Here is a 13,329-nt window from a genome sequence, read left to right as displayed (position 1 = left end):
CATGAATACGATAACAACCCTCATACCCCAATACGGAGAGCTGAACAGAATCAGCAAAGACTGGATTGTAAGCCATACTTTCTCTTTTGAAAAGCAGAAATTCATCGTTGATTTCTACTCGGAATGGAGCGATATAAAGGCTTTTGAGCAAGCTATCCTTGAACTGGTGCTGCATACACCGCCAGAACCATGTACCCTGCTGCTGAAAAGTCTGAAAAAGGAAGTCAGAGAATACACACGGCTTTATGAAGCTTACAGCCTTCCCCATGATGAAGTGATTATGCGTGTATGCAACCAATACGCAGACAGCTACAAGGAAGCCATCAAGGAAGAGATGGAAGTGGTAAACAGGCTACGCAAACCGATGAACGAAGCCAACAACCGCTATGATACCATTGGCTACCGAGAGCATACACCCGAAGAAGAAAAGCTGGCGGAAAGAGAATATGAGCGTTGCAAGGCTGAATATGAAAGGGAGAAAGCCCAGCTGGACCATCTTTATGAGCAGCAAACCCTTCTCTGGAAAGAAGCCCGGCAATACATGAAAAACCGTTGCGACGACATCTACCTGCTTAGCTTACACTTCATGGGCATCCTGACCAAATATGTACCGGACGAAGAAAACCAACCGAACGAAGCAGACAGGCAGAGCCGTACAGACAGCCAGCCAGAAACAGAAACGGCAACCGCATCGGCTACAGCTACGACTGCCGGATTGCCTGAATATTTCAGCATGAAACTGATTTCCCTCATTCATGAAATTTGTGTAGGGGAACAGTTTGAAGACATTACCGCACCGGATTTCTATGCCTGCATGAATCTGCATCCCTGCCAGTGCGTACTGAAAATAAAGCCAAGGGAAAAGATACGGGTATGCTATCTGATTTCCCTGATGAAGGAGCAGTTGCCAGAGCAGGATAAGGACAAATGGAAGGAAGCCATCCTGAAACACCTGGATATTGATGAAGACTATTACAAGTCCAAGTACAGGGAACCCGTCTCCGATTTACCCAGTATTCCCAACCAAAAGTTCGCCAAGGAAATGGACGGAATATTCCGATAACCCGTGATATTCCAATATATTTTACGACATGACCACTTATACCACTCAAAATAATTTTTGAGTGGTATTTTTATTTCTTGATATTCAGCGATATAACAAAACAATCCGTTTATATCATCCACATACTTACCACTCAAAACCCTACCTAATTTTGCATCGTTCGAGAACAGAAAAAAACAGCCTGTGCGCAGGGCTATTGTCAAACAAGTAATCATACGGACGATGAACAATCTCAAAGAACTGTTAGTGAAACCCGTCTGGCAGATGACAGGCGAAGAGTTCCTTTTTTTAAGCAGACACGCTTCGGTACAGGCAGAGGCGCAACCGCAGCCAACCACCGACACGGAAAGAAAGTACGTGTACGGCATACTCGGCATAGCCAAGCTTTTCGGATGCAGCCTGCCCACAGCCAACCGCATCAAGAAAAGCGGAAAGATAGACAAAGCCATTACCCAGATTGGACGCAAGATTATTGTGGATGCGGGACTGGCACTGGAACTGGCTGGAAAGAAAACCGGAGGACGCAGATAAAGGAGGTGATTATGGACTATATAAAAGAAATATCACCCGAACAAGCCGTTATCCTCTGGCAGGAATCCCGGCTAAGTCTGTCAAGATGCTACGAAAAAGCCCCCGAAATTCTGAAAGTACACGGCTCTGTCATCGGGACGCTGGGCAATTTCAGCGCATCCATCGGCAAAGCCAAGAGCAAGAAAACCTTCAATGTATCGGCTATCGTAGCCGCTGCATTGAAGAACAGTACCGTGTTACGATATGCGGCTGAACTGCCCGAGGAAAAGCGGAAAGTGCTTTATATAGATACGGAGCAAAGCCCCTACCACTGCCTGAAAGTGATGAAGCGGATTCTGCGGATGGCAGGATTGCCCGACGACAGGGACAGCGGTTATCTGGAGTTTCTCGCTTTGAGAAAATACACCCCGGAACAGCGCATCAGCATTGTAGAACAGGCTATCTACCACTCACCGGATATTGGGCTGGTCATCATAGACGGCATCCGGGATATGGTGTACGACATCAACAGCCCCGGTGAATCCACCCGCATCATATCCAAGCTGATGCAGTGGACGGACGACAGGCAGATTCATATCCATACGATACTGCATCAGAACAAGGGGGATGAGAACGCAAGAGGGCACATCGGTACGGAACTGAACAACAAGGCAGAAACAGTCCTGCTGGTGGAAAAGGACAAGGGGAACAGCGACATCAGCCATGTTTCCGCCATGCACATCCGGGCGATGGATTTCGAGCCTTTTGCATTCCGCATCAACGACCGAGCCCTGCCCGAACTTGCGGAAGGTTACAAGCCGGAAGTAAGGAAGCCGGGAAGACCCTCGGTGGAAAAGTTTGACCCTTACAAGGATATTTCAGAACCGCAGCACCGTGCCGCACTGGAAGCCGCTTTTGCACTGAAAGAGGAATACGGCTACAAGAAGCTGGAAGACACCTTAATCAAGACTTATCTGGCAGAGGGGGTTAGGCTGAATCACCAGAATGCAGTGGCACTTATCACCATGCTGCGCAACAAACGGATGATAGTACAGGAAAACGGCAGGAAGTATTCCTTCAAGCCCGATTACCACTATTAACCGGCTACATCGAAAATCACTTCACTTTATTCCCGTATCCTATATATACGACAATTTAGTGAAGTGATTTCAGAAACAGACTAATCGCTTCACTTTATTCCGGGGGGCTATATATTAGGAGTTTAGTGAAGTGATTGTACAGACCGCATAGTTTTAAGAGTTGCGGGCAAAAAAAGAAATAATCAAAGTACTCACTAAAAACGATTTCCTTATGAACATCGAGACTGCAAAACAAATCAATCTGGCTGACTACCTGCACAGCCTGGGTTATTCACCCGTCAAACAGCAGGGTATCAACCTCTGGTACAAATCTCCCTTGAGGGAAGAAACAGAGGCTTCCTTCAAAGTGAACACCGAACGCAACCAGTGGTACGACTTCGATGCGCCCATATAGGCTACACAATAAATATCTCTATGGCAAGAGATTAGGTTAGAGTTCAACAGACCTATCCTCAACGACTTAGCTGGAGGAGAAATCCAAAGGTGACAAAAGCATGTCGGTAAAGTCATTAGTCAGCTAAATACCAAGCTGCGACTGCATGGCGAGAGGAAAAGACAGACACAAGGATGAAGCCTGATTGGTTGAACGATAGTTCTGCTGCACACGTACCAGCCCCGACGAAAGGTATTTGATTCACGTCGGGCTGAAGCACCCCATGTAAACCGAAATTACAATGGAGCAGGAGCTGGCTTCAGAGCAACCACAATAAGTGGAATAGGAACGTAAGTCGCATCCGACAGTCTGCCGAGCCAAACAGTTATTGTGAAAGCAAATGGGGATTCCCTAAATCAGAATGCCGTAAGGCTATGGGCATAGGACCCTGAATATCTGACATGGGAACGGAGCTTCCGTAGTACACAGCCATGCTAAATAAAGTCATGTTATCAACGGAGAGCCGTATGCGTGGAGACATGCAAGTACGGTTTGGGGGCAGGTACGGGAAAACCTACTGCCGAAAGGCAGTAAGGCGTTCTGTACCGAGCCTACGTTTAGGGAAAGGGGGCGGTATCATTGAACTGGCTGCACACCTGTATGCTACCGACCATGTACCTTACCTGCTGGAGCGGATTGCGGAACAAACACCGCATGTACACCCGGTATCTTTCTCTTTTGGCAAGCAAGACTCTTTCGGTCCGAGCTTCCAGCAGCTGGAGATAGTACCGCTATCGTCTCCTGCCCTGCTTTCCTATTTACAAGGTAGAGGAATAAATCTGGAACTGGCAAAAAGAGAATGTAGTGAAGCCCGTTACACCCACAACGGCAAGCGTTACTTTGCCATCGCATTCCCTAACGGTTCGGGTGGGTTTGAGGTTCGTAACCCCTATTTCAAGGGCTGCATCGCCCCCAAGGAAATCTCCCACATCAGACAGGCGGGAAAAGCAAGGACTGCCTGCTATGTGTTCGAGGGTTTCATGGACTACCTTTCCTTTCTGACATTGAGACAGGAAAGCTGCCCGAATTATCCGGAATTGGACGGGCAGGACTACATTGTATTGAACTCCGTATCGAATATAAACAAGGCTCTCTATCCGTTGGGCAATTACGAACGCATCCACTGCTTTTTCGACAACGACCATGCAGGAATGGAAGCACTCCGGCAAATCCGCATGGAATACGGCAGAGACCGGTACATCCGGGACGCTTCGCAGATTTACAGCGGATGCAAGGACTTGAACGAATACTTACAGAAACAGATTGAAAGAAAAAGGCAGCTCCAGTCCGCCAAAGGGGTGCGCAGCCAATCACCGGAGAAGAAGAACGGCTTCCGGTTATAGCCCACTATAACTACACGCTCCGCTTTCGTAGTTGTGGGCTCTCCCGAGGGGATTAGGGCTTTGCCCTAATGACCCACTCAGGGCGTTTCACCCCTGAGAACCCCGAGCAAAGAGTGACCCTCTCTTTGCAATCTCCGCTTATGGGTTACCCCTAAGAACCCCTCTACGAAAGCGAGCAGAATAATCAATTGCAAACAAAAAAAAAGAAGCTATGGCAACAAAATCAAGCATACATATCAAGCCTTGCAACATCGCATCGAGCGAGGCGCACAACCGAAGGACTGCCGAGTATATGCGTAATATCGGGGAGTCCAGAATCTATGTCGTTCCCGAACTTTCCACCGATAACGAACAGTGGATAAATCCCGACTTCGGCACTCCCGAACTGCGGACGCACTATGACAATATCAAGCGGATGGTCAAGGAAAAGACCGGACGTGCCATGCAGGAAAAGGAAAGGGAACGCAAGGGAAAGAATGGAAAGATTATCAAGGTGGCGGGATGTTCACCCATCCGTGAAGGAGTATTGCTTATCAGACCGGACACCACACTGGCTGATGTACGCAAATTCGGTGAAGAGTGTCAAAGACGCTGGGGCATCACTCCGCTACAGATTTTCCTGCACAAAGACGAAGGGCATTGGCTGAACGGTCAGCCGGAAGCGGAAGACAAAGAGTGCTTCCAAGTCGGTAACAGATGGTTCAAGCCGAACTATCATGCCCATATCGTTTTCGACTGGATGAACCACGAAACCGGGAAGAGCCGAAAGCTCAATGACGAGGATATGGCAACTATGCAGACCCTTGCTTCCGATATTCTCCTGATGGAACGTGGGCAGGCAAAAGCTGTTACAGGTAAAGAGCATTTGGAACGGAACGATTTTATCATTGAGAAACAGAAAGCCGAACTGCAACGTATAGAGGAAACCAAGCGACACAAGGAGCAACAGGTAAGCCTCGCCGAGCAGGAACTCAAACAGGTAAAAGCAGAGATACGTACGGACAAACTCAAAAGTGCAGCTACCGATGTAGCCACAGCCATAACCAGCAGTGTAGGTTCTCTTTTCGGAAGCGGTAAATTAAAAGATTTGGAACAATCTAACGAGAATTTACGTCATGAAATTGCCAAACGTGACAAGAGCATTGATGAATTAAAAGCCAAGATGCAGCAAATGCAGGAACAGCACGGCAAACAGATTCGTAATATACAGGGAATACATAATCAAGAGCTTGAAGCTAAAGACAAGGAAATATCACGATTGAATACCATTCTCGAAAAAGCATTATGCTGGTTCCCATTGCTCAAAGAAATGCTGAGAATGGAAAAATTATGCTATGTCACTGGTTTTACCAAGGGGATGGTTGATTCTCTTTTATACAAAAGGGAAGCTCTCAGATGTAGTGGAAAAATCTATTCCGAAGAATATAGACAGAGATTTGAAACAAAAAATGTAATTTTCAAAATTGAACGAAGCCCGATCAATAAGAATAAATTGATGCTGACTATAAACCAACAGCCAATCAGCGAATGGTTCAAGGAACAATGGGAGAAGTTACAGCAGCATCTGCGTAACTCAGTGCAGAAAGAACAAAAATCCAAAGGATTCAGAATGTAATCTGATAGTATTTGATTGGATTTCAATAAAATTGACTATCTTTGCAAGCGGATGGAGGTAACTCTGTCCAGACATATTAGAATTTTGAAGAAGCGTTATGCTTATCTTGTAAGTTAGAAACCTGAGAAACTTCGAACGTAGTACAAGGATAGCATAGTGGTTCTCACGCTATAGCGTGGGCTGCTATCACCATATCTGTACTACAAGGTTTTCTCAGGACCTCTAACTTAGGACGTGGGCATTTGCAGTTCCACGCTTCGTGGTTTAAACTAAAGGGTACTCAAGGAAGCTGCAAGACCCAATTCTCTTTTATTATGGAAATTATTTTTATTGGAATTGCCGTTATCTTAGGAATTTGGCTTCTATTTCATGCGGCTATATATTTATGGGTTTTATTCGAGGAATATGTTCTTCCTATACTCATATTTTGTGGAGTTGGCTCATTTTTCTTTTGGTTGATATTTTGGATATTTGGCATAAAAGAAATCTTTGGCATTTCTACCATGATTATAGGTGCTGTTATCGGTTTTATTCTATGGATATGGATAACTTTTTTTGGCGACAATGGGGGACATAGCGATTATGAACATGAAGATATGGATCATGACATGCCGATTCATGTAAAAATAGACAATTAATAACCCAATAAAAAAGAGTAAATATGAAAAAGTTTTGCTATTCGATTATCGGCTTATTTGTAATAGTTTTAGTAAGCAGTTGTAGTAATGGAAGTAAAGTGTTACAATCGCCTGAAGATGCCGTACGCGAAAGGTATGGGCTGCCGTGGCAAACAGAAGAAGAATATGAAGCCGCTTGCAAGTCTAACAGAAAGTTCCAAGGGCTTACACCCTTTACAGAGCTTCAAGAATGGTCGAAATATTATTATGAAGAAGATGCCGTATTCGAAGAAAAAGTCAAACAGTACGACATGATAAACAATACGCTTCAAAAACTGGCATTCGGGGTGATGTATAACAAGGGCAATGATGAAAACGCAATGAAAAAACTACTCATAGAATCAGGCTATGGCGATAATGAAGAACAATGCAAAGCCCTTATCGAAGGATTGAAAAAAGACGGATTCCTAATGAAAGAGCTGAATGAAATGCGCTTAGCGCACAGAAAGCGTATCATGGCAGAGATAACCCCTCTGTGCGAGTCTCTAAATGATGAAGGGATTGCGTTTCAGGCAGAAAACAGAGAAGGGATAGAAAACAATGTCATCAAAGAAGCGTATGTTACTGCGAAACCAAAGGACTATGAAATACAACCGGGACAATGTCCCTTTAATTTCTATATCAAGGCATCAATGCTGAAAGACGTCTATGTGAGTAGTTGTTCGATATATAATAAGACATTTCTAATGCATGAAGACGGAGAAGATTTTATATCGGGCATAATAGGCTTTGAAGACTTGAGATTGTTTCCATTTATCACAGGAAAGTTAGTTACATTTAGGTATTTCTAATATTAAAACCAAGAAACAATGAATATTAAGACATTTACTATTATCGCTATAGCATCATTTGCCGTTTTGTCAGTTACCGCATGCGGTGGGAAACAAAAAGCATCAATCGAAACCGAACAAACAGAAGAAACTTCAAAGACAGAAGTTATAGTGAGTGACAATAAACTTTTTATTAACTCTGATTTGTATAACATGTCGGAAGAAAAAGTGATATTCAATGCGCACGGCAGACTAGATCCTGACAACCCATCCTTTGGTACAGACCACATAGACCATTATCGCACTTTATTCGTTAAAGAAAATGGCGGATTGACCGTTGGCTATGTAGTTAAGACAACGAGAGGAATCACCCTGCAAACCGGGAAGACTTTCTATTTTTACAATGACTTATGTTTGAAGGAAAGAACAAGGGATCTTTACAATATTGTTGGGATGGTGAAAAACAATGGAGTCTTGATACCAATGAAAATCACAATTGACGGAGAGGACAACCGCATCATGCTGGAATGTAAAGGAGATGAGACGCTTACATTCGTTCCGCTTCGTGGTGATGATTCCGAAATTGAATATACGGTTCAAGCACTAAAAGATTATTGCTACAAGAACAAACTTACTATCCATGCTGTACCTTATCTGGAATTTACAAATTAAACAACCCTAATATAGCGAAATTCACTCTTTTAGTGAAATTGGGTAGTATAATTCCACAATGGTAAAAACAAAAGAGTCGTATCATTACTCATAAACGAGCTTGATACGACTCTTCTATTTAATTAGGTAACTACAATTCAAGAAGGTTGTTCTATTGGTTTATCAAAAATAACTAATTCGTCAAATAGAAGACATAATCATAAATAGCCCAATCTTTATATTTATAAATACCTTCTATCGGGAACTGTAATTTGCATTTCTTTTGGGCAGTTGAAAGTATAAGAGAAACATCGTCATCCGTAACTGTTAAGCCTTCAGGAAAAGCTAATGTAATATCAGTTATACAGCCATTTAAATCCGAATACAAAAAAATATTCATCCAACCTTTTACACCTTGAGACTTATATTTATTACAAATTTCATCTAAAAAAACTGATCCTTGCAAAATTACCGGAGGTGCATATAAACTTTCTTCTGCAAATGAGAAATTTCGGATAGACTCAGCTTTTTTCTCACTTGTATTTGTAGATACATACACATTGTTACCGATACTTTTTCTTTCAAATATTGACTGCGCAACAGTATATTGAAATGCAAGAAAAGCAAATAAAAAAAACAATATCTTTTTCATAACAGTAAATTTAATAAAGTTTGAGTAATGAATTAATGCATGATGTACCATAGTCGTAATTGCCAAACTTATATCCTTTTCCACTATATCCTCTACTATATTCTCCAAAAATATTGCTCCACTTTACGAATTCATTAATATCTATAGATGTAGGCTTCCCATTTGCACATATAGAAGCAACATACGTTTGAAATTCTCTTTCATATTGAGGTATTAAAGAAGGGTCAGTCAAGCCCGAAGTCCATAACGATTGATATGAAGGGTCACCATCTTCACCTTTAAAAGTCCAAGAATACCCAGCATGAATATATCTAATAATACCTTGATAAAAGGCTAATTCAAATTCCATCATACCTGTATCTCTTTTTTCCTTATCAGTATCTACTTTTTTACCCTGAACATCTCTTTGATACATGTGAATAAACTCATGTTCCATGCTGCTGGCTAAGATACCATAAGGAGGAAAAGCTAAACTTCCTTTTCTAAAATATGCCGACGCATATGTGTCATCCAAAAAGATAGTTCCAGCATAAGAAGTCTTATTGCGTACTGCTTCATCTATATTTCTATAGCAATTTATACTGGTCATTTTTGCATAAGCATCATTAACTTCTTTAATTTCAGCAGAAGTTAATGTCGGAGCTCCTCCTGTAAATAACGATGCCAAATTAGCGTTTAAGGCAGTTGAAACTGAACGGGTGCTTGGTTCAACATTACCTATAAATTCATCAACCTCATTAGTACAAGAAGACCAACATAGCCCAACGCATGTAAGTAAATACAAAATTTTCTTTTCCATAAGAGATCTGATTTTTAAGGTTATTACAAAACAGGAAGACTGTCACTATTTATAAGCAACTAATCATCCATGTTAATATATTTTTAAATAACAATTTTAGAAAAACAACTTAAATCGCTTACAGAAAGGATTAGATTATTTAATACTTTAAAATTTCAAAGGGGATGGAATGGAGTAACAAAATCGGGGTATTCACAAAAACTCAAGGTACAAAACAACAAGCAATACAGAAAACACCATTAGTTTTCATGATATACTTACCGCTCATCAAAAGTGGACCTGGGGAGAATCGAACTCCCGTCCAAACGAGGAAACCATATGCTTTCTACATGCTTATCTTTGCCTTCGGTTTTCGAGCATAAGCAAGACCAAAGCCACCAACCTATGCCTTATCTCCTAATATTTCGTAAGAGCTATGGAGAAGAACTCAAACTATCCCCGATTTTGCTGTGCCGCTTTATCAAACGCTTCGGAGCAAGAGCTTTTGAGCGACATCTCGTTTCCACCACTTTGGCAGAAATAAAGCTAATCTACTATACTTCGATTAAGCAGCGAGAGCATAATTTTCGTTGCCAGATAAAATTTTGATAACTGAGATTTAAGTGGAAATTACCGACCCACTGCATGCTTACATACCATTCCAACTCGCTGTCAATTCCAGTCAAGCCCAAAATGATATTTCAAAGTTACGTATTTATTTGATAAGAACAAACAAAACAGCAAAAAATATAATAGAATACCACAAGGCATCATAATAGTTAAATTATTTAAGACTTGTAGGTAGTGCTTGATATAAAGAATGATAATCAGACTATCACTTTTTATTTTAGGGTGTATTTCGGGGTGTAAATCCTGTAACAATCTGATTATCAATCTTATTTGTGGAGCTGGAGGGAGCGGTAGCTTTTCTATCGCTCCCTTATTGAATTACACTTTTTTTATTGTAATATTGCATCAAAGAATATACGAATAAATGCAAACCCGCACCGCTAAACTAACTTTGTATTTTATATGCTGCATGACGATATCAGTATATGCTCAACAAAACAATACACGCATTGTTTCTGGGCATGTCTATGCAATTGAGAATAACGTACATAAGATAGTTCTGCCATACGCTTCAATAGTTATATTAAACTTACCAGATTCTGCATTTGTTAAGGGTAATACTACCAATAAAAATGGAGATTTCAGGATTGAATATCCAATTAAAGAAAATACTGGGTATCTATTAAAGGTATCATATACTGGCATGCGTACACAGTATTATGAACTAAAAAAAACATCCCCCATACAATTGGGTGACATCATTCTGGCGGATACAATTACATCATTAAGCGAAATAACCATATCAGCTAAGCAAGCGGAAATGCAGCATAAAAAAGATACTACGATTATTAATACAGCAGTATATATGCTTCCACAAAATGCCTATCTGCAAGAACTCGTTAAAAAAATACCTGGTATATTATATGATGCAGAGAATGGGAAACTATCATATAATGGAAAAATCATTCAGGAAATAAATGTAAATGGTGAGACTTTTTTCAATAAAGACACGCAAATGGCTTTAAATAACTTACCCGCAAAGTTTATAAGTAAAATAAGAATATACAATAAGCAAGACAACAAAACATTTAGGCGCACGAACGAAGAATATTATATCTTAGACTTACAGACAAAGGATGAATTCAATAACTCTTTATTAAGTTCAATCAAAGCCGGCTATGGCACCCATAGAAAGAAGGACTTTGAAGGTCAAGCCAATTATTTTAAAGAAAATGGAGATAACTTATCTCTATTGTTACAAACTACAAATAAAGATTTAAACTCTCTCTATAAAAATAATATTTCGCACTCATTAGGTATGAATGTACGACACAAATTTAGTGACAAACTTAATATATCTGGCAATATTAATTATAACTACAACAAAAGTGGAGAACAATCCAAGAACTACACAGAGCAGTATTTGCCAAGTGAGAACCTTTACTCATTAGGAGAAATAGAAAATGTGAATAAAAACAACTCATTATATTCATCCTTGGGTATAGAATGGGAACCTGATAAAAAGACATATTTCTTATTTGATATCACATACAACAAAGACTATTTTAATACTATTGCTAATAATAACACAGTTACCCTAAACCACCCCATAAACTCCACCAACGAAGATTATAGTAAGATTCCAGAAAAATATAAGATAAACTCCAGCATATATGATTTGCTATCAAGAAATAAGAACCAAAGTTACAACTGGCAAATCTTCATTTACCGTGATATAAGCAAACATTTAAGGCTAAACTTTAATATGCTGCATAATCCTAAAAAAAGCAGAAACGAGGATTTTACTAATTCAAATATACATTATTACCAAACAACAGTGAATACCGATATGGAATCCCCTTCAAATAAAAGCCAATACATTGAATCTCCATTAAGTAATAAGACATTGAATACTTCTTTATCTTTAACACATTCTATAAAGGAAGATTTTATATTGACATATTCATATGGAATTGACGTCAAAAAAGAAGATTCTAAACGAAATACGTTTGATTTATCAAACCGAGAATCCTCTGCAACAGCAATTAATCAGGTTCCTTTGGATTACAGACAAAATTATATAGACAGTTTGAGTAATAATAGCAAAAGCAAAACTTATATTCACAATATAGGTCTCCAACTATTTTACAACTCACAGCAGTGGAATATAAATGCGAACATAACATATTCACCATTACTACGAAACATACATCAAAAGACAGGGGTAGTAAGTACCGATACGATTATTCATTCATCAGACTTTCTATCTTCAATATCAACAACATGGAATAAAAATAAATTCAGTATATCATTTAATTATAACGGAATGACAAATCAGCCTCCCTTGACAATTCTTTTACCTGTCTTAAACACAAGTAATCCACTCAACGTTATAAAAGGTAATCCCAACTTAAAGCAATCTTTTACCCACTCCATCGGCTTAAGTATGAGTACAACTTCAGGTATTTATTCTTCCATCAGTTACCAAAGTATTACAAACGATATCGCACAAAAAAACACATTTGATGCTACGACAGGAAAACGAGAATCCTATCCAATAAACATTAACGGAAACTGGAATAGCAATATTTATTTGCAATGGAACAAAACCTTTGGCGATTTCAGTTTAAACCTTAATGAAAACGCGATATACAGAAACCAGGTTTCATTGATTACCAGTTCTGACAATATTGAATCTAACCATAGCCAAACACATGATATTAATATATCAAGTAAACTTCGTTTGGCTTATCGTCCGCAATGGGGGAATATGGAGTTAACAGGTGAGCATTATTTCAGTCAATCCCAAAATTCATTACAAAACAGTAAAGTCTATTCAAGAGATTATAAGATAATAGTAAATGGATTTGTTAATCTACCCAAAGATCTTCAGATTTCCAATAATATAAGTTATACATATCGCAATGGTACAGCCATTGATAAAAATAATAAAACTGAGTTGCTATGGAATTTAGGCATTACATGGCTATTCTTAGAAAACAAATCGGCAGAACTATCATTCTATTGGGCTGATATATTAAAACAAAAGAAACACTATATCCGAAATGTAACAGCAGACAGCTTCTATGAATATCGCGCCCAACAAATATCAGGATACATATTATGTTCCTTCAAATATAATTTCAACATCCAATTAAGAAAATAAA

Annotated in this window: 10 protein-coding genes, 1 other RNA gene and 2 pseudogenes; 10 read left to right on the top strand and 3 right to left on the bottom strand. The window is 39.8% G+C overall.

Annotated features, from left to right (window positions below; translation table 11 throughout):
- Position 1 precedes the first annotated feature (1 nt).
- The 9 genes and pseudogenes from NBH01_RS15910 (at position 2) to NBH01_RS15870 (ending at position 8,183) form a co-directional block, all read left to right on the top strand.
- On the top strand, positions 2 to 1,063 hold the full coding sequence (locus NBH01_RS15910) for a hypothetical protein (RefSeq protein ID WP_005654523.1): 1,062 nt from the start codon (positions 2 to 4) through the stop codon (positions 1,061 to 1,063).
- A 222-nt stretch (positions 1,064 to 1,285) separates the two neighbouring features.
- Positions 1,286 to 1,594 carry a DUF3853 family protein gene (locus NBH01_RS15905; protein WP_250700191.1) on the top strand — a complete coding sequence of 103 codons (309 nt, stop codon included), beginning with the start codon at positions 1,286 to 1,288 and terminating at the stop codon, positions 1,592 to 1,594.
- 11 nt (positions 1,595 to 1,605) lie between these two features.
- Positions 1,606 to 2,673, top strand: coding sequence for an AAA family ATPase (locus NBH01_RS15900; RefSeq protein WP_250700190.1), 1,068 nt, complete (start codon positions 1,606 to 1,608; stop codon positions 2,671 to 2,673).
- Between the two features lie 211 nt (positions 2,674 to 2,884).
- Positions 2,885 to 3,052 (top strand): annotated as a pseudogene (locus NBH01_RS15895) (toprim domain-containing protein); the annotation flags it as partial.
- 611 nt (positions 3,053 to 3,663) lie between these two features.
- Positions 3,664 to 4,449: pseudogene (locus NBH01_RS15890) on the top strand (toprim domain-containing protein); the annotation flags it as partial.
- Between the two features lie 211 nt (positions 4,450 to 4,660).
- Positions 4,661 to 6,064, top strand: a complete 1,404-nt coding sequence (locus tag NBH01_RS15885) for a hypothetical protein (protein ID WP_005654510.1) — start codon at positions 4,661 to 4,663, stop codon at positions 6,062 to 6,064.
- 314 nt (positions 6,065 to 6,378) lie between these two features.
- Positions 6,379 to 6,702 (top strand): hypothetical protein, encoded by a 324-nt coding sequence (locus NBH01_RS15880; protein ID WP_005654503.1) that lies wholly within the window; start codon positions 6,379 to 6,381, stop codon positions 6,700 to 6,702.
- A gap of 23 nt (positions 6,703 to 6,725) precedes the next feature.
- On the top strand, positions 6,726 to 7,532 hold the full coding sequence (locus tag NBH01_RS15875) for a hypothetical protein (protein ID WP_005654501.1): 807 nt from the start codon (positions 6,726 to 6,728) through the stop codon (positions 7,530 to 7,532).
- Positions 7,533 to 7,550: 18 nt separating this feature from the next.
- Positions 7,551 to 8,183 carry a hypothetical protein gene (locus tag NBH01_RS15870; RefSeq protein ID WP_005654499.1) on the top strand — a complete coding sequence of 211 codons (633 nt, stop codon included), beginning with the start codon at positions 7,551 to 7,553 and terminating at the stop codon, positions 8,181 to 8,183.
- A 172-nt stretch (positions 8,184 to 8,355) separates the two neighbouring features.
- On the opposite strand, the gene NBH01_RS15865 is transcribed toward NBH01_RS15870, so the two are convergent.
- The 3 genes from NBH01_RS15865 to ssrA all read right to left on the bottom strand — a co-directional run bounded on the left by NBH01_RS15865 (position 8,356) and on the right by ssrA (position 10,282).
- Entirely contained in the window at positions 8,356 to 8,814 is a 459-nt protein-coding gene (locus NBH01_RS15865; protein WP_005654497.1) for a hypothetical protein, read from the bottom strand.
- A 10-nt stretch (positions 8,815 to 8,824) separates the two neighbouring features.
- Positions 8,825 to 9,613: a hypothetical protein gene (locus NBH01_RS15860; protein WP_005654492.1), complete on the bottom strand. Its 789-nt coding sequence runs from the start codon at positions 9,611 to 9,613 to the stop codon at positions 8,825 to 8,827.
- Between the two features lie 271 nt (positions 9,614 to 9,884).
- Positions 9,885 to 10,282: a transfer-messenger RNA gene (gene ssrA / locus NBH01_RS15855) on the bottom strand.
- Between the two features lie 349 nt (positions 10,283 to 10,631).
- Between ssrA and NBH01_RS15850 the strand changes: the two genes are divergently transcribed.
- Positions 10,632 to 13,328: an outer membrane beta-barrel protein gene (locus tag NBH01_RS15850; protein WP_158562587.1), complete on the top strand. Its 2,697-nt coding sequence runs from the start codon at positions 10,632 to 10,634 to the stop codon at positions 13,326 to 13,328.
- Position 13,329: the final 1 nt, after the last annotated feature.

This window comes from Bacteroides sp. B1-V-101, from assembly GCF_023656585.1.
GTDB lineage: Bacteria > Bacteroidota > Bacteroidia > Bacteroidales > Bacteroidaceae > Bacteroides > Bacteroides thetaiotaomicron.
Note: the sequence above shows the minus strand (reverse complement) of the source record. Positions and strands in the feature narration are given on the sequence as shown.